This is a genomic window from Ferruginibacter sp. (assembly GCF_014377975.1).
In the GTDB taxonomy this organism is placed as follows: domain Bacteria; phylum Bacteroidota; class Bacteroidia; order Chitinophagales; family Chitinophagaceae; genus Ferruginibacter.
Window position 1 is genome coordinate 1 of the sequence record NZ_JACMOO010000175.1, and the last position, 17,977, is coordinate 17,977.

The 17,977-nt window shown below is 38.5% G+C and carries 14 protein-coding genes; 12 read left to right on the top strand and 2 right to left on the bottom strand.

What is annotated here, in order from left to right:
* Positions 1 to 826 (top strand): hydroxymethylglutaryl-CoA lyase (locus H7254_RS10375; protein WP_301932900.1); only part of this gene is annotated, 826 nt, incomplete at its 5' end.
* Positions 827 to 1,086: 260 nt separating this feature from the next.
* Positions 1,087 to 2,097 carry a GSCFA domain-containing protein gene (locus H7254_RS10380; protein ID WP_301932901.1) on the top strand — a complete coding sequence of 337 codons (1,011 nt, stop codon included), beginning with the start codon at positions 1,087 to 1,089 and terminating at the stop codon, positions 2,095 to 2,097.
* Between the two features lie 170 nt (positions 2,098 to 2,267).
* Here the strand turns inward: H7254_RS10380 and H7254_RS10385 are convergent, their stop codons facing one another.
* A complete protein-coding gene (locus H7254_RS10385; protein WP_301932902.1) occupies positions 2,268 to 2,879 on the bottom strand; it encodes a tRNA-(ms[2]io[6]A)-hydroxylase in 612 nt (203 codons plus the stop codon).
* Between the two features lie 192 nt (positions 2,880 to 3,071).
* Between H7254_RS10385 and H7254_RS10390 the strand changes: the two genes are divergently transcribed.
* The 4 genes from H7254_RS10390 to H7254_RS10405 all read left to right on the top strand — a co-directional run bounded on the left by H7254_RS10390 (position 3,072) and on the right by H7254_RS10405 (position 9,918).
* Positions 3,072 to 5,498 (top strand): penicillin acylase family protein, encoded by a 2,427-nt coding sequence (locus H7254_RS10390; RefSeq protein WP_301932903.1) that lies wholly within the window; start codon positions 3,072 to 3,074, stop codon positions 5,496 to 5,498.
* Between the two features lie 96 nt (positions 5,499 to 5,594).
* Positions 5,595 to 5,936, top strand: a complete 342-nt coding sequence (locus H7254_RS10395; RefSeq protein WP_301932904.1) for a hypothetical protein — start codon at positions 5,595 to 5,597, stop codon at positions 5,934 to 5,936.
* A gap of 212 nt (positions 5,937 to 6,148) precedes the next feature.
* Positions 6,149 to 8,698: a DUF5686 and carboxypeptidase regulatory-like domain-containing protein gene (locus H7254_RS10400; RefSeq protein WP_301932905.1), complete on the top strand. Its 2,550-nt coding sequence runs from the start codon at positions 6,149 to 6,151 to the stop codon at positions 8,696 to 8,698.
* Positions 8,699 to 8,877: 179 nt separating this feature from the next.
* A complete protein-coding gene (locus H7254_RS10405) occupies positions 8,878 to 9,918 on the top strand; it encodes a rhodanese-related sulfurtransferase (protein ID WP_301932906.1) in 1,041 nt (346 codons plus the stop codon).
* Positions 9,919 to 10,011: 93 nt separating this feature from the next.
* On the opposite strand, the gene H7254_RS10410 is transcribed toward H7254_RS10405, so the two are convergent.
* Entirely contained in the window at positions 10,012 to 11,136 is a 1,125-nt protein-coding gene (locus H7254_RS10410; RefSeq protein WP_301932907.1) for a lactonase family protein, read from the bottom strand.
* A 204-nt stretch (positions 11,137 to 11,340) separates the two neighbouring features.
* Here H7254_RS10410 and H7254_RS10415 point away from each other — a divergent pair, with 204 nt between their 5' ends.
* From H7254_RS10415 to H7254_RS10440, 6 genes are all read left to right on the top strand, one after another.
* Positions 11,341 to 11,793 (top strand): RDD family protein, encoded by a 453-nt coding sequence (locus H7254_RS10415; RefSeq protein ID WP_301932908.1) that lies wholly within the window; start codon positions 11,341 to 11,343, stop codon positions 11,791 to 11,793.
* Between the two features lie 367 nt (positions 11,794 to 12,160).
* Positions 12,161 to 12,295 carry a hypothetical protein gene (locus H7254_RS10420; RefSeq protein WP_301932909.1) on the top strand — a complete coding sequence of 45 codons (135 nt, stop codon included), beginning with the start codon at positions 12,161 to 12,163 and terminating at the stop codon, positions 12,293 to 12,295.
* A 924-nt stretch (positions 12,296 to 13,219) separates the two neighbouring features.
* A complete protein-coding gene (locus tag H7254_RS10425; RefSeq protein ID WP_301932910.1) occupies positions 13,220 to 13,567 on the top strand; it encodes a hypothetical protein in 348 nt (115 codons plus the stop codon).
* A 12-nt stretch (positions 13,568 to 13,579) separates the two neighbouring features.
* Positions 13,580 to 15,091, top strand: a complete 1,512-nt coding sequence (locus H7254_RS10430; RefSeq protein ID WP_301932911.1) for an FAD-binding protein — start codon at positions 13,580 to 13,582, stop codon at positions 15,089 to 15,091.
* 135 nt (positions 15,092 to 15,226) lie between these two features.
* Complete coding sequence (locus H7254_RS10435; RefSeq protein ID WP_301932912.1) at positions 15,227 to 16,516, top strand: hypothetical protein; 1,290 nt, start codon at positions 15,227 to 15,229, stop codon at positions 16,514 to 16,516.
* Positions 16,517 to 17,284: 768 nt separating this feature from the next.
* The gene (locus tag H7254_RS10440) at positions 17,285 to 17,587 is read left to right on the top strand and encodes a hypothetical protein (RefSeq protein WP_301932913.1); all 303 of its coding nucleotides are present in this window, start codon (positions 17,285 to 17,287) and stop codon (positions 17,585 to 17,587) included.
* Positions 17,588 to 17,977: the final 390 nt, after the last annotated feature.

A 17,977-nucleotide genomic window follows, 5' to 3' on the forward strand; every position in this document is an offset into this window, starting at 1 on the left:
GAGAGATGCCATGCAGGGCTGGAAAAACTTTATACCCACACAAAAAAAAATACAATATATCAATGCCTTATTAAAAGTGGGCTTCGATACCATTGATTTCGGGAGTTTTGTTTCGCACAAAGCCATCCCACAAATGGCCGACACTTTGCAAGTAGTAAAGGGTCTGCAAATTGATAGATCAAAAAGCAAACTGCTGTCCATTGTAGCCAATGTACGTGGAGCACAGGATGCAGTGGTGCAGGATGCAATTAGTTACCTGGGATTCCCCTTTTCAATATCACCCACTTTTCAGCAACGCAATACCAACAGCACCCTGGAGCAATCGCTGCAAATGGTAGAAGAGATACAAAACCTGTGCAGTAAAAATAAAAAAAAATTAGTGATCTATATTTCCATGGGGTTTGGAAATTTATATGGAGATGCTTATGATGAAAGCATTGTGTTGAAATGGATAAAAACAATAACGGCATTGGAAGTAGAGATTATTTCTATTGCCGATACGGTCGGCGTAGCAACACCCCAACAGGTAAGTTCTGTTTTAAAAACAGTAATACCGGCTTACCCGGCTACAACAATCGGCGTTCATTTACACTCCACTTCGCTCAATTGGAAAGATAAGCTGGATGCGGCTTTTCAGGCAGGCTGCCGTCGTTTTGACGGCGCATTAAAAGGTATAGGAGGCTGCCCAATGGCCGGTGATGAACTAATAGGCAATATGGATACAGCGCTGATGATCCCCTATTTTAAACAACTGAATATGCTGAATAATTTAAATGAAGATGCTTTGGCAGAAAGCATGGAGATTGCCAACGAAATATTTTTATAACGATAAATATTTTTATCTTTTTAAATATCAAAATAATCGGTTTAAATCCGTCCAATCAGCGTCATCCGTGTTCTATCCTTCCCATCAATCAAAAATAGCTTATTAAAATCCGTTTAAATCCGCCCACTCTGTGTCATCCGCGTTCCATCCTTCCCGTCAATCAAAAATATCTTCTTTAATAATCCTTTTAAATCCGCCAATCAGCGTCATCCGTGTTCTATCCTTCGCTCCAATCCAAAACATTCCTGTAATTTTATTTAATGAATTTTCATTTAGCATTTACGCCCAGGCCATTTGCAACAAAAATTAATCATTGCCAAAAATTGTTGCTGATTGGTTCCTGCTTTACAGAAAATATGGGCGCAAAATTCAGGCAACACAAATTTGATGTATTGGAAAATCCCAATGGTATTCTATTCAATCCCATCAGTATCACACAATCAATTACATCTTACATTGATAACAAACAATATACAGCAGCAAACTTGTTTTATCAGAATGAATGCTGGAACAGCTGGGAGCATCACAGCCGTTTTTCACATCCTGACCAGGAGCTGTGTTTACAGCGTATAAACCAATCGCAGCAGAGCGCCCATGATTTTTTAAAAGAGGCAGATTGGTTATTGCTAACACTGGGCTCTGCATTTGCTTACACCCTAAATTTTTCTGTGCCAGGTACTACCGGCAACGGGGCAGTAATGGAGGGAGACGTAGTTGCCAATTGCCATAAAGTACCCACCGATAAGTTCAATAAAAAATTGTTACCTGTAAATATAATTACAGCAGAGTTGCAACAAATGCTGACGGCAATACAAACCATCAACCCGGCCATAAAAATAATTTTTACCATCAGCCCTGTGCGGCATTTAAGAGATGGTTTTGTTGAGAATAACCGTAGCAAAGCAACGCTGATAGAGGCTGTTCATGCGTTGATTGAAAATGAAGAAAACCGTTTTTATTTTCCAGCTTATGAACTGGTGATAGACGACCTGCGGGATTACCGTTTTTATGCAGAAGATATGGTGCATCCCAATTACGGCGCTACCAATTATGTTTGGGAAAAATTTGTAGCCGCCTGCATTGATGAACCAACGCAAAAATTAATGGAACAAATCAATACCATCAACGCGGCAAAAAGCCACAAGCCATTTCATCCAACATCCGGACAACATAAAAAATTCTTACAAATAAATCTTGAAAAAGTTAAGCAGTTAAGCAACCGATATCCGTACTTAAATTTTGAAGAAGAAAAAATTTATTTTGCCGGTTGATAGAAACGCGGATTGTACGGATGAATACAGATGAAACTGATTTTTTTTAACTGAGCAATTTATACAAATCCATGTCATCTTCAATCCATTACTAACAAAGCAGCAATAGACAAAATGTACAAAATACGGCCTGCATAAAAAGTTCCCTTGAGGAATTTAGGGGCTTTTGTTTAATGTATCCTATCGCCCCGAACTTCCATTTCATTCATCACTTCTTTTTCATATACCAGCCATTCTTTCCATCGTTTTCGCACCTTCTCTTTTTTGCAATAGGTTTCGGCCAGTTCAATAAACAGGGTATAGTGTCCGGCTTCGCTTTCCATAAAGCGCCGGTAAAACTTTCTCATGTATTCATCATTTAAGCCTTCACTCAATCTTTTAAAACGTTCACAACTGCGGGCTTCAATCAATGCCATCGTTAATAAATGGTCAAGCATACGCTCATCCGGACTACCACCTTTTTTTTGAAACTCAAGTAATTTATTTACGTACACATCTTTTCTCTGCTTTCCGAGTTGTAATTTTCTCTTATGTAGTTCTACCAGTACCAGCCTGAAATGGCCCCATTCTTCTGTAACAATCGGGCTTAAATCCTGTACTAATTTTTCTTTATCGCTATACCTTTGTATCAATGTAATGCAGGTGGTTGCTGCTTTTTGCTCGCAATAAGCATGGTCGGTCAGTATTTCTTCCAGTTGCATTTCAGCCAGGTTTATCCAACGGGGGTCAGTTGGCAGTTGTAAACCAAGAATATTCTTTACATCAATGTTTTCTGTTTCCATTGTACAAAAATAAATAATTGGTATGACAGAACGCTGATAACACCAATCTGCCAGATTAAAAACCAATAAAAATTGAAGGCCACCCTTTAACTGTTTAATGGAAAAAATAATAACCTATCCGAAAAATAAGTGTTATCAGCGTTCTATCAAATAGTCGTTGGTTTTTCTTAATTTACGCACATAAATTTTTTTATGAAAATCTTGCCTTGTATTCTTTCTGCCGCAATAACAACTGGTTTGGTTATTACACTCAATACAAAATTGCTGCTACCGGCCCCGTTGGGTAAATTATTAAGTCCGCAACATGGTATTTGGCAAAATGCTGAAAATGCCCATGCAGATTTTTCCACATCTTTCAGCTTTCCGCAATTAAAAGGCAAAGTAAATGTGTACCTGGATGACAGGCTGGTGCCGCATGTTTTTGCTGAACAGGAAAACGATGTATATTTTGTACAAGGCTATCTGCATGCAAAATTCAGGTTATGGCAAATGGAACTGCAAACGCATGCCGCCGCAGGAAGGGCCAGTGAAATTATTGGTGAAAAAGCGCTCAACCACGACAGGGAGTTCCGCAGGCTGGGCATGGGGTATGCTGCAGAAGTTTCTCTCAAAGAAATGGAAGCAGACCCAGTCACCAAGGTTACCTGCGATGCTTACACTGCCGGTGTTAACGCATACATTCATACTTTAACAGAAGCCCAATTACCCATCGAATATAAACTAATTGGCTACCAGCCCGAACCCTGGACAAATTTAAAAACAGCCTTGTTTTTAAAATATATGTCGTACGATTTAGCGGCTCATGAAGATGATATAGAAATGACCAATGCAAAAAGTTATTTTAGCCCTGCCGATTTTAATTTATTGTATCCGTTAAAGCAAGATTCGCTTGATCCGGTTATTCCCAAAGGAACCGTATATGCTGCACCAAAAGTAATGGTGAAAGCTCCTGCAACCGCTGACTCCATTTATTTTCAAAATAAGGATTTATTGGTGATGCAGGAAGAAAAGCCCGACGCTGAAAATGGCAGTAATAACTGGGTGGCTGCGGGTAGCAAAACAAAAAGTGGTGCCCCCATTTTATGCAACGATCCACACCTTGGGCTAAACCTTCCATCGCTTTGGTTTGAGATGCAGTTGAGTACGCCTGCTTTCAATGTGTATGGAGCATCTTTTCCCGGAGCTCCCAGCGTGATCATTGGTTTCAATGACAATATTGCCTGGGGCGTAACAAATGGTGGCAGGGATGTAAGGGACTACTACGAAATAAACTTTAAAGATGATAGCCGTCAGGAATACTGGTTCGATAGTGCCTGGAAAAAAACGGAGTTCAGGATAGAAACCATCGAAATAAAAAACCAGCCCGATTATGTGGATACCGTTGCCTACACAGTATTTGGCCCGGTGATGTATGATAAATCTTTTAGCGGCAACAGGGTTACCAATCATAAATATTATGCGGTAAGGTGGACGGCCCACGATCCAAGTAAAGAGTTGCTGGCGTTTAATATGCTGAACCATGCAAAAAATTACAGTGAGTATCTAACTGCAATAAGTAACATGCATACTCCCGGGCAAAACTTTGCTTTTGCTGCAAAGAATGGTGACATTGCCATGCGTACGCAAGGCGAGTGGCCTGCCAAATGGAAAGGCCAGGGCGATTTTGTAATGCCGGGTACCGACAGCAGTTATATGTGGCAGGGCATGATTCCACAGGATGAAAACCCTTTTCAGTACAATCCAGAACGGGGCTTTGTAAGCAGCGCCAATCAAAAGCCGGCAGACTCAACTTATCCCTATTATTTAGGCCGTGATTATCCTCCTTATCGCGGGCTAACCATCAACAGAAAATTAACGGCTATGAATGCCATTACACCACAGGATATGATGACCATGCAAACCAGTAACTATGACGTGTTTGCAGAAATGGCAAGGCCGGTATTTTTAAAAAATATTGATGAAAACAAGCTGGATGAAAGCGAAAAAAAGTACCTGAACATTCTAAAAAACTGGGACCTTAACAACGAAGTAAATGCAACAGGGCCAACCGTTTTTTTCCTGCTCTGGAATAGTTTCGACAGCGTTGTGTTCAACGATGAATTTAAAAAAGCACCCGCGGTTATAGCGCATCCTTTTGAAAGCAGTTTGCTCGACGGTATATTAAGAGACAGCAGCTATAAGTTTTTAGATAATGTTGAAACCACACAAAAAGAAACGCTGGCAGATGATGTTACTGCGGCTTTTAAATCCACCGTGCATCAGTTAAAAACAGTGGAAAGTGACGGACGCTTACCCTGGGCGAAATATAAAGCTACCAGGATAAATCATTTAACAAAATTAGCTCCCTTCAGCCGCATAGATTTACCGGTTGGCGGAGGCGGTCATTGCATCAACGCTACCAAGGAAGACCATGGTCCAAGCTGGCGGATGATTGTAAGTTTAACTGCTGAAACTGAAGCCTGGGGCGTATATCCGGGTGGGCAAAGCGGTAATCCCGGCAGCCGGTTTTACGACAATTTTATAGACCAGTGGGCAGCAGGAAAATATTATCCATTGTGGATGATGAAGGCTGGAGAAGAAAAAGACAGCAGGGTAAAATGGACAATGAGTTTTAATTAGCAAATGTGAAAATTAGCAAATACTAAAATTTACAAACTTGCTAATTACTCCAAAAGTGAAGACTGTTTTAATTTTCAAATTTTCAAATTGGCATTTATGAAATTCATCATTTCTTTAGTTTTAATCGCCTTGTTAAGTGTTGCCGCCTGTTTATATCTTCCCTGGTGGAGCATTGCCATTGTAGCGTTCATCGTAGCGGCTTTGATACCGCAAAATCCCGGCAAATCTTTTTTAACCGGCTTTATCGCCATCCTGTTATTGTGGGGTTCGCTTTCGTGGTACATCAGCAGTAACAACAATCATTTGCTGGCACATAAAGTAAGTATGATCATTTTAAAAACAGACAGTCCGTTGCTGCTCATAGTTGCTACTGCTATGACTGGTGCGCTGGTAGCCGGTTTTGCGGCATTGTCTGGTAGTTATTTACGGCGTAATTAAAATATATTTTTTGTCCGGGCTTAAAAGCCATGTGGTAAATTGTTGCATCGCCCTCTTTTACTTTTTCAGCTTTTTGCAGCATCCTTCAATGCGAAGTGTAATTTATTTATGGCAGCATAAGCCATTCATTTATTCGCCATCCTGCATTTTTTCACCCATTTACATCATCATAACAAATTCCCGGTTAATTTCGCAGCAAGTCAAATTTAATCATGCGAAAATATTTTTTGCTTCTTGCAATATTAATCAGTGTTAAAACTTCTGCGCAAAAAATTTATGGTACAGTGTTCAATGAAAAGGGTGATCTGTTGCCTTATTCTTCTATCACCATCAAAGGCACAACCATTGGCGCCAGCGCCAATAACAGGGCTAAGTTTGCCTTCAATGTAACACCCGGTATTTATGTGCTCGTTTGTCAGCACATCGGCTACACCACACTGGAAAAAAAGGTCGTTATCAATAGCCAGGATGAGGAAGCCATCTTTATTTTAGCTCAGCAAAAACTGGTAATGAAGGAAGTGGTAATAAAAAGTAATGGAGAAGATCCTGCCTACCAGATCATCCGCGAAGCCATCAAAAAAAGAACTTATTATTTTAAGCAGGTAAACCAGTTTACCTGCGATCTATATGCCAAAGACATGATTAAATTGCGGCACCTGCCAACAAAAATATTCGGCAAAAAAATACCGGATGCCGACCGCCAGGAAATGATGCTGGACACCATGGGAATGGGCATTATTTATTTATCTGAATCAGTTGGAAAAGTAGCCATTCAGCAACCTGATAAATTTAAAATGCAGGTTATCAGCAGCCGTGTTAGCGGTAGCAGTGGCTTTGGTTTTAGCTTTCCAACCTTTATTAGTTTATATCAGAATACGGTAACTATTTTTGCCGAACAGCTTAACCCGAGGGGCTTTATCTCGCCCATCGCAGACAGGGCTATCCGCTTTTATAAATTTAAATTCCTCGGCAGCTTTTGGGAAAATGGCAAAGAGATCAACAGCATCCGCGTAACGCCCCGCCGCAACTATGAGCCTCTTTTTTCAGGCATCATCAACATTACAGAAAACGATTGGCGCATCCATAGTTTTGATTTATCGCTTACAAAAAAATCGCAGCTTGAAATTATTGACACGCTGCAGATAACACAGTTTCATGTGCCGGTAAACGACGAAGTATGGCGGGTAAAAAATCAATTGCTGCATTTTAATTTTAATAAACTGGGTATTGATGCGGTCGGCAATTTTGTAAATGTCTATTCAAACTATAATGTAGCACCCAACTTTGGGAAAGGTTATTTTGAAAGGGTGATAATTAAATATGATACCAACGTAAATAAAAAGTCCAAAGCCTATTGGGATAGCATACGACCTGTTCCATTGGAAAGGGAAGAAATAAAGGACTACCTGGTAAAAGACAGTTTATTTGAAAGGCAAAAAGATTCCGCCGTTAGCAAAACAGCAATTGATTCGCTGAAAAAAAAGCAAGGGAAAATAAAAGTGACAGATGCTTTTTGGGCTGGTATTAACCGTACTCATTACAGCAAAACCAACACCTACACCTGGGGTGTAAATTCGGTATTAAAAAATCTGGAATACAATACGGCAGAGGGTTTAGCCGTTAATATATCTGGCTATTATGAAAAAAATCTGTTGAAGCGAACTAAAAAGCTTTCGGTAATGCCTAATATCAGGTATGGTTTTAACAATGCGCATTTGAATGCTTGGACAGATGTAACGCTTCGCTCAAGAGATCTTGATGCTGACACAAAAATCAGGCAAAATGAATGGGCCTTTTCCGCAGGCAAAAGGGTGAGCCAGTTTAATAAACAAAGCCCCATTACGCCGCTTGTAAATAGCATCAGTACCTTGCTGTATGGCGATAATTTTATGAAGACTTATGAAAATTATTTTGTTGCTGCAGGCTTTACAAAACAATATGAAAGTGGAGTGCGGTTTAATGTAAAAACTTTGTATGAAGACCGGATTTCTTTAAACAATACCACAAATTTTACGGTGTTTAAAAAGGATAGTATCAATATAACACCCAATTATCCTTACGAAAAAATAAGCAGCCAGTTTACAAGATACCAGGCGGTGATTGTAAGTGTTGATCTGAGCTTTAAACCGGGCCAGCAATACATCCAGTTTCCCTACCGCAAAATCTCTATTGGCTCAAAGTATCCAACTTTCTCACTTAATTACACTAAGGGTATTAATGGTATCCTGGGCAGTGATGTTAATTTCGATAAATGGAAATTCAGTATTGCCAATGACAATAATTTTAAATTATGGGGAACGCTGAAATATAATATTGGCATGGGTGGGTTTTTAAATAACAAAAGCGTTTTTATACAGGACTATCAACATTTTAACGGCAACCGGAGTACCCTTGCGGCAGAGTATTTAAACAGTTTTCAATTATCATCTTATTATGCCAACAGTACCATTTCATCTTTGTATGCCTTGGCTCATGTAGAGCATCATTTTAATGGATTGCTTACAAACAAAATCCCTTATTTTAACCAGTTAAACTGGAACCTGGTAGCAGGCAGTAACACTTTTTATGTGGATGCACATAGTAACCATGTAGAGCTATTTTTTGGATTGGAAAACATCTTAAAAATATTCCGTGTAGATTTTATTGCAGCGTTTGAAGATGGTGGCAGAAGAAGAACAAGCGCCATCAGCATAGGTTTTGGCGGCCTTCTGGGCGGTTCTATTAACAAAGTTGTCAACACTAATAAAACAAATGGGTTTTAAAACCTTACAAAAAATCCGGCATTTTAAGAGGATTTGTGTAATAAAATAATACTACAATAATTATATTTGTCTTTCAATTTGGTTTGCGTTGCAAGCATCCAATCTTACAACGGCCGGCATCAATGGCCATACCGTTAATCAGGTTTCCCGATAACACCGGGATCAAATAAAAAAAAATTATGGCCGTATTACACAACCGGGTTTCCCAGCAGGAACTCAAAAAATTATTGTACCAGGAAACCACTCCCCGTACCACCATTTCGTTTTACTACTATTTTACAATTAATGACACTTTACAATTCAGAGATGACTTGTATACCAACCTCAATGCACTAAAAGTATTTGGCAGAATATACATTGCTACGGAGGGAATCAATGCGCAGGTAAGCGTACCTGCTGAAAATGTGGAAGTATTTAAAAATTACCTGTATTCCATTGAGCCACTTAACGGCATCCGCTTAAATATTGCGGTAGATGAGGGAAAATCTTTTTGGGTTTTGAAAATTAAAGTGCGGCAAAAAATTGTTGCCGATGGCATTGCAGACCCGGCATTTAGCATGAAAAAAAAAGGCAATTATGTTAATGCGATACAGATGAATAAATTGTTGCAGAATGAAGATACTGTGGTGATTGATATGCGCAATCACTACGAATATGAAGTGGGGCATTTTGAAAAAGCGATCGAAATACCGAGTGATACTTTTCGCGAACAATTGCCCATGGTGGTAGAAATGATGCAGGATAAAAAGGATAAGAATATTATTATGTATTGCACCGGCGGCATCCGTTGCGAAAAGGCCAGTGCTTACATGTTACACAATGGTTTCAACAATGTATTTCATCTGGAAGGAGGTATTATCAATTATGCAAAACAAGCAAAAGAAAATAATATAGATAGTAAATTCATCGGCAAAAATTTTGTGTTTGATGACAGGCTGGGGGAGCGTATTACCAATGATATTATTGCCCGCTGCCACCAGTGCGGCCAGCCTGCCGACACTCATACCAATTGCAAAAATGAAGCCTGCCATTTGTTATTTATCCAATGTAACAAATGTGCTGCAAAGTTCGACGGCTGCTGCAGTGAAGCCTGTCAAACGGTTTACAACCTGCCCATAGAAGTACAAAAAGAATTGCGCAAAGGAATTGAAAAAGGCACGATGGTTTTTAATAAAAGCAAGCAGCGGCTGAGACCGAGGCTTAACGGGAAAAAGTTATAAGTTATGAGTTATGAGTTATGAGTTCGTTGCGCAAACTCTGCGCACAGAAAAAATTATTAATTATCAATTATTAATTATTACTTAATAATTAACTCAAAAAATCCATTTCAGGCAAACCGGGTTAGGTACTTTAATGCGTTTGCCGGTGTCCGTCAGCAGGCCTGTTTTTTTATTGATTTTAAAAATCACAATATCGTCGCTTTGCTGGTTGGCAGCCAGTAAAAAATTACCGGAAGGATCAAGATTAAAATTACGGGGTGTTTTGCCTAAAGTAGACTGGTAGCCAGCTACGGTTAATTTTCCGGTCTGTTGATTGATTGAAAAAATAGTAATGCTGTTGCCATCTCCACGATTGCTGCTATACAAAAAAATTCCATCAGGCGAGACATGAATATCAGCACAACCTATACTTCCGGTAAAGTTTTTGGGTATGCTGCTTATACTTTGTATTTGCTTTAAGCTGCCATTATTATAAGCGTAGGCAACTACATTGCCCGACAATTCTTCAATTAAATAAGCGTACCGTTTGTTGGGCGCAAACTCAAAATGCCTGGGTCCGCTGCCAGGCGCTGTTTTTACAAAAGGCACGGGTGCAGGTGTAAGTTTTCCCGTTTGTTGGTTTAATTTATAAATCATTACCTTATCTATACCCAGGTTAGGAACAAACAAATAATTGTTATCCGGCGATAAAACAGTGGAATGCACATGTGGTCCTTCCTGTCTGTCTTTATTGGGGCCGCTGCCGCTGTGCGCAATTGTCTGGATGGCCGCATCAATATTGCCATTGGTAGTAACAGGAAATACAGATAAAGTACCGCTGGAATAATTACCTGCAAAAACCCACTTGCCGGATTTTGTAACCGAAACATAACAGGGATTTGTGCCGCCGGATGGTTGTGTATTCATAGCCGTTAATTTGCCATCTGCTGCATCGAAAGCAAACGCTGTAACACCGCCGCCTATGATATTACCGGTTGTGTCAGCCGTTTCAGCAACAGAATATACTGTTTTTTTATCAGTTGAAACCGCGAGGTAAGAGGGATTTTTTATTTTAGCAGTGCTTACTAAACTGGTAGTTGCATTTTTTGTATCAAATGAATATACATAGATGCCTTCAGATTTTCCGGAAGTGTATGTGCCTACTAAGAGATAAGGTTTTTTCTGTGCTGTGGCAACTGTAAAAATAATAAGACTAATCAGCAGAATTGTTATGCGCATAAGATAAGTTTTTTAAGAAAATTGAATGTACGATTTTATATAATTGTTTTACAGGAAGGGATAAAAAAACTGTTGGTAAATATTTTAACCTGAGAAAGAGTAACTCAATTAGCAAGAACTGGTTTCCAGGTATAATCTCATATATTTACTAATCTTTCGTAAGCCTGGCGAAAACTTGTTCAAATTCTTAAACAAAACTAATTTATGGAAGATTTACTTTTCTTCGAACCAATCCAACACAGCCTGGCTAAAAAACGGTTAAGATTTTTTGCAGCATTTATCGACTATTTTGTTTACGTAGTCGTATGTTTTATTATAGGGTATACAATTGGAGAAAAATACACGCCGGAAGGAGGTGGTATCGGTTTTCACCTCAGCGGTTTTCCGGCGCTGGTTTCGCTTTTAATCTGGTTTTTAATGTTCCCGGTTTTAGAAAGCCTGGAGGGTCAGACACTTGGTAAAGTGTTGATGAAAATAAAAGTTACCAGAATTAATTATTCAAAATCTTCTTTATCACAATCCATCATCAGACACTTATTTGATTTTGTTGATTATCTGCCGTTCTTTGGTATTGTAGGTCTTATTGTGGCATCAAGTAATGCGTTAAAACAAAGGGTTGGTGATATAGTCGCCATGACGGTAGTAATCGACAAGTAGGGCAAATACTCATTGGTTTATACATTCGTGCCATCGGGGTTTTGCTGATGTGGCTTTTTAAAATTAAAAGTACTCTTTCAGAGTTTAAGCCCCGTTCGCAGCAAGGACTTCGGCTCTGCTTAAGCTCGTTGAGAGAAATTGCCGGGAAGGGAGTATTGCCCTTGGAACCATTACTTATGATATAACTAAAACTGTAAAAAGTAAATAAATAAATAATATGAAGCAAGAACTAAATACTAAAATTTACTTTATTTAAAAGCATCTTTATATGCTTTCTTGTTATTTGTTTTACTTATTGGTATAATAGTTTTTATTGGTAAGTTTCTAAATTTGCCTCTTTTAGGTATTTTCTTGTTTAAATGTTTGTGTGGGAAATCCACGAGTTTTGCCCCCCTGCCGCCACGCTGATTTAAACGTAAAAGTGAATGGGGAATGGGGGGTCACCATTGCCGGTATTTCCAATAATACCCAATCAGTTGCAGGCATTATTCAGTTTTATTAATACTACCCAAAGTATTAATACTATCATCCGCAATTGTAAAAGATTCATGGTGTATGAAATTATTAACCTGTTGGAAAAAAATAAAGAAACGACTTTGTTAGAACGGTACACGCAACGTCCCTGGCTATGTGTAAGCTTCTTGATATACATAGCTGGGAGGGATGCACGAAGTGGATTTCATTAAAAGTAAAATGTAGTCCTGATAGATACAAGGTCCTCGTCTTTGCTTAAACTCGTTTAATGATATTGCCGGAAAAGAGTGAAATTTTTTTCCGGTTGTGTACTGATGTTATTTCCCGCTCCATCGGAGCAAGGCCTTTGTAATAAACAAGTAATATAATTTTTTGCTCCATCGGAGCAAACCCTTAAACACAGCATTTAAAATTGGGGGTTTATAAAAACATAGCAGTTGGCTATTTTACAGGCATAGAGATTGCCAACGCATTATGCCCGCCTTACTAACTTGCGCCAAAACAGTTTTATAATTGAAGAGTTACTTGTGCCAAAAGGTGTAACCAATACAAATCAACACCCTTGCAAGCTACAAAAAGATGAATGTTCGTATCTGTAAGCTTTACTATTTTTTTCATATCCCCCAATGAAATATGGTCCGAAAGAAACTTAAAAGTTTTTAAATTTAATATTGGCGGGCTGGAATGTTGCAATGTGGTGTACGGTTTACTACTATGGTATTCCTATCAGCCACTTTTAAATGCCATTGTTTTTTTGTATATCATAAAAAGTCCTATTCTTTTTTGTATAAATATTTTTGCAAACAGTTGCATAATTCAAAAATTATTTCAATTTTTGAAGGATAAATAAATTACCTGTTTATAATGGATAATTTATACAAAAGCTAATAACAGAAATAACCCGCTGCCACAGGAAGAAGGAATCATTTTTTTAAATTATAAAACCTTCATTATGTCAATACATTTTTCCTGTACCAGAAATATCTTTTTAGTAGGCCTGTTATCTGCGGCATTATTTTTAAACAGTTGTTATTCGTACCGGGTTGCAACCAACGCACAGGCCGGTTCAGAGGTCTCCAAAACTGTTACTGCCCATTCATTTTTTTGGGGGCTTGTACAAAAACCAAAAGAAATACAAACACCTGTTTGCGATTCGCTGGGGGTTAACGGTATGTCGGAAGTTATTGTAAAAACAAATTTTGGATATTCACTAATCACCGTGGTCACCCTCGGCATCTGGAGCCCGGTTAAAGTACAGTGGAAATGCAGTAAACCTTGTAAAAAAACCGGCAGCTTATAAAATAATTATATCATGAAAATAATTTCAACAGGTCAAACACAGTGGCAAAACAAGCATCAGATTTTTACGGAAGATATCAAGGCGATGTACATTGCAGGCAATGATGCTGACATGGATGCGCTGGATAGTTACAATGATGCCACCACCGCTTTGCAAAAAATGATCGGCGATGCAAAACAAAGTGGTATGCCATTCCGTTCACTTGGTGCAGGTTGGTCGTGGACAAAAATTGCTACGGCTAACAATGGAACTATGTTAGATACCAAGCAATTGAATACCACTTTAAGTCTTACAGCGGCGAGTGTTAATAAGGCTTACAATGGCGATATAAAAAAACTGATTTTTGCACAATGCGGCAATGGCGTTTGGGAGCTTAGCAAAGAGTTGCGGCCTAAAGCACTTTCATTAAAAACCTCCGGAGCAAGTAATGGCCAAACCATTGTGGGTGCTATGTCTACGAGCGCTCACGGTTCGTCCATAGATGTTGGTGCAATACCGGATTACGTAATTGGGATGCATATTATTACTAGCCCCGATAAACATATCTGGCTCGAAAGAAAATCGGCTCCGGTTGTAACCACATCTTTTATTAAAAAACTGAACACTACACTGGTACAGGATGATGCTTTATTTAATGCAGCCCTGGTAAGTTTTGGCAGTTTTGGTTTTATTCATGGTGTGTTGCTCGAAACGGATGATCTGTTTTTAATGGAAACTTATATGCGCAGGATGCCGTACGATGATACCTTAAAAGCCTTGATGGCCACGCTTGATTTCAGCAATGCGACTTTACCCTGTGGTAATGAACGACCTTTTCATTTTTCAGTAACCATCAACCCGTATGATCTTGACAAAGGTGCCTATGTATCCACTTTTTACAAAAGACCCTACCGCGATGATTATATAAGGCCGGTTGCCAATGCTGCGGGTGTTGGCCCTGGTGATGATGCGCCTTGTTTTATTGGAAATTTAACTGCCGCTATTCCAGCGCTTGTGCCTGTACTGGTTAATAAATTATTGGCAGATGCATTTCAGCCATACGAGAAGCAATTTGGTACATTGGGTGAGATATTTAATAATACCACCCTGCATGGAAAATTGTTAAGCGCTGCCATCGGCATACCATTGAACCAGGTAAGCCGTGTAACTGAATTGTTATTTGAAATCAACAAAAGCGATGGCCCGTTTGTAGGTTTGTTTGCTTACCGGTTTATAAAAAAATGCAAGGCCACACTAGGTTTTCAGCGATTTGACGCCACCTGTATTCTTGAACTGGATGCTGCATATTCAGATGCCACCAAAAGTTTTTATACGGCAGTGTGGAACAGGCTGGATCAGGAACAAATACCTTTTACATTTCATTGGGGTAAAATGAATGAGTTGAATTTTGACAGAATTTCGCGGATGTATGGTAAGGATGCCGATGCATGGATTGCCGCAAGAAATAAACTGCTAGCGCCAGACAATTTTAAAGTATTTACCAACCCGCTGCTGACAGAATGGGGTTTAGATAAAGTGATTTGATAATATTTTTTTATTCAACTGTATAATAAAAATTGCATCCTTCTTTTATTAATAAGCCTGTCTTAATTTTAGATAGATGCTGTGTTTAATATCAACCTATTGAATCTGTCTTTTCAATAAAATTAATATCCTCTCATGCGTAGATTATTTTTTACTGGTTCATTTTTTTTATTATCCTCCGTATCCCTGGCACAAACAGGGGAAAGTATTATTGATGAAATTAAAGAGATCAATAAAACAGTTACCAGTCAACATTCCGGTACGGTTATTTCCAATAGAGCAATGAATGTTTTTATGGCAGATAAAACAGGCTATCTTTCAGCAGGCGATGACCTCTCTTTTTATACCAATTATGTAACCTTCAATTCTATGGATGGCATATTTACCGTCAATCATAATTTTCAAAAACCAAACGGTATTGATGAACCATTAAAAACATTATTCAGTGTGGGGTTTAAAGCAAATGTCAATAGCATCGGCGCTACATTTTTAGATAAGCAATTTGATGATGAACTGGCACTTACGATGAATTATAAATGGTTGTGTAAAATAAAAACACATGCTGATAAAAGTCAGCAAAAATTTATGAATGCTCTGCGTGCGGCTGCTGCTCAAACACTTGAAATAGCAATTGAGAAAGAAGTAGCAGATTTTAAAACTGCATTAAATAAAATTGATACAGCCGATGTTTCAGGCCAAAATATGGATACGGCAAAAGCGCTGATGCAGCAAAATTTTTATGAAGAGATAAAAGAAAAATACGTAACCTTATTTTCAAGCCGGCAGGCTGAATTGCTTACCAAAACAAATAACTTTAAGTTGATTACATTTGGCTACACAAGTTTTACTGTTACGGTACCGCTTGTATTTCCCACTTACACTGTTGCTCCTTCCTTCACTGCTTCTTTTGCAAAAAAACATTCTTATCCCTTGCAAATAATGTTGCAACATACCAGGCTATGGGAAAGCAGTAAATTGGGCAGGTTATTTTTAACACTTGGGGCCAATCTGCTTTTTAGTAATTCCAAATTAAGTTATGGGGTAGATAAAATAAATATTAGCACGTATAAAAATATGGGTGGTGCAGACACGCTTCATCTTGCTGAAAATAACAAAGCTTATCTGGGATTGTATCAAACATTTTTTACACCTTCTCTAAAGGCTCGCATTGTTTATTATCCAACCGGTTCGCATATTGGTATCAGTTTAATGGCAGCCCAAAATATAGGTATAGATAAATTATTCAATGTCAGGCTGGGCGTACCCATTGTGCTCATCAATTCTAAAAAAGTACCTGCTGCTGCGGTTGAATGTTATGTATCTTTTTTCGATATAAATCATACCGTTAAAAATACAGAAGGCCGCGGTAAAAGAATAGCGCTGGGGCTTTCTGTTGGCATTCCTTTTAGCAGGTTAATGTATTGAAATGAATTTAGTCCTTGCAGATATGCCACTTTTTAATTAAATACAATCCAACTCCCCGAAGCCAGTGTTGCGTTTTATTGACACAACCCCCGGGTATTAGTCCTTGCGCATTTAACAATGCATAGCATTCCAAATTCGATATCCATTGTATTATTGCAGCCCATTTACTAAAGACAAAAACAGGATGTATATTTTTTCATTCACCACAAAACCCTTACTGGTAATTGCTTCGGTTGCCAAGCATAAAAATATAATCGGTGCTTGCGGGATAAATTGAATGGTTTAACACGTTACCAACAGTGGTAACAGATTTTAACGGATACCGCAGAGATTGATATCCGCTGATAAAATTTGCAAAACTAAAAGCAAATCTGTTTTAATCCGTGCATTCGACTCCATCCGTATTTCTATGCTATGTTGACCAGGCAATATAATCTGTAGTAACCTTTCAGCCATTACCAAACGAAATAATTTTTAAATCTTTTATTTTACTGCGAAGGCACCGGCTTCTCTGTTGCCGGTTGAGAGGGCTAAGATGTGGTCAAATATTGTCTGCGAAAAAATACCTCATTGGTTGCAGTATTTCCCTGCTGTTTCGCGATCCTTTATTATCATCACACAATACCCGGTAGTTTTCCAATTTGTTTTATGGGGTGGCGTAATTCTTACCATTGCATTCAAAATATTTTTACACCATTATAGCGATTTGCTTATTTCTATCGTTTATAAATTGTGTTACATTACATTCCGTTAAAATCCAATATCACTATGAAACAAAACATCCGCATTACTGCCATTCTGAATGAACCCGGCACGTTGAGAGACCTGGTTGAAAATCTTGCTTCCTGCCATACCGACATGGGGTATTGTAAAATAAATGTGCCACACCAATGGAAAGCTCTTGAAATATCCAGTACACAGGCTTTTATAATGGGCGCTTTTGATGTGCATACCAAAACTGGTGATACTGTAAACCATCTAAACATGCCATTTACTACTACTTTTTTGTTTACCTGTATTAAAGAAAAATGTGGCCTGTTTAATCTTGAATGGAGTTTATCGCTTTCCTGATTTTTGTATGACTCTCTTTTAAACCTATGAAATATTTTTTAGATTAATCTTAGCACCTGTCTAAATTTAATTTTTAGCATAATTCATAAAGTAATAAGTGTGGGGATTAACACCGGCCATGACGATTAGCGCAGGTTGATGTGCCCGCTAATGTAAATATGGTAAATGAAGCTTTAATTTTTTGGCAGTTTCTTAGAAGTTATTTATAAGCTGTTTGCGTTAATTATTTTTGACACCAGCTTTAGTCCGTTGTGGCATCATCGTCAGACTGTGCAAAAACTAAAATCAAAAAAAAGAGATGACTTACCCACAACTTATCATAAGGTACATCAAAAGCAATAATAACATTGTCTAAGTAATATGAGTTATAAACAAGGCATAGCACGCGAA

What these genes read in the sequence shown, in the direction of transcription:
- H7254_RS10385 (WP_301932902.1), bottom strand. Translation starts at nt 2,879, where the DNA reads ATGGAAACAGAAAACATTGATGTAAAGAATATTCTTGGTTTACAACTG.
- H7254_RS10395 (WP_301932904.1), top strand. Translation starts at nt 5,595, where the DNA reads ATGAAATTCATCATTTCTTTAGTTTTAATCGCCTTGTTAAGTGTTGCC.
- H7254_RS10430 (WP_301932911.1), top strand. Translation starts at nt 13,580, where the DNA reads ATGAAAATAATTTCAACAGGTCAAACACAGTGGCAAAACAAGCATCAG.
- H7254_RS10405 (WP_301932906.1), top strand. Translation starts at nt 8,878, where the DNA reads ATGGCCGTATTACACAACCGGGTTTCCCAGCAGGAACTCAAAAAATTA.
- H7254_RS10390 (WP_301932903.1), top strand. Translation starts at nt 3,072, where the DNA reads ATGAAAATCTTGCCTTGTATTCTTTCTGCCGCAATAACAACTGGTTTG.
- H7254_RS10415 (WP_301932908.1), top strand. Translation starts at nt 11,341, where the DNA reads ATGGAAGATTTACTTTTCTTCGAACCAATCCAACACAGCCTGGCTAAA.
- H7254_RS10410 (WP_301932907.1), bottom strand. Translation starts at nt 11,136, where the DNA reads ATGCGCATAACAATTCTGCTGATTAGTCTTATTATTTTTACAGTTGCC.
- H7254_RS10425 (WP_301932910.1), top strand. Translation starts at nt 13,220, where the DNA reads ATGTCAATACATTTTTCCTGTACCAGAAATATCTTTTTAGTAGGCCTG.
- H7254_RS10435 (WP_301932912.1), top strand. Translation starts at nt 15,227, where the DNA reads ATGCGTAGATTATTTTTTACTGGTTCATTTTTTTTATTATCCTCCGTA.
- H7254_RS10400 (WP_301932905.1), top strand. Translation starts at nt 6,149, where the DNA reads ATGCGAAAATATTTTTTGCTTCTTGCAATATTAATCAGTGTTAAAACT.
- H7254_RS10380 (WP_301932901.1), top strand. Translation starts at nt 1,087, where the DNA reads ATGAATTTTCATTTAGCATTTACGCCCAGGCCATTTGCAACAAAAATT.
- H7254_RS10440 (WP_301932913.1), top strand. Translation starts at nt 17,285, where the DNA reads ATGAAACAAAACATCCGCATTACTGCCATTCTGAATGAACCCGGCACG.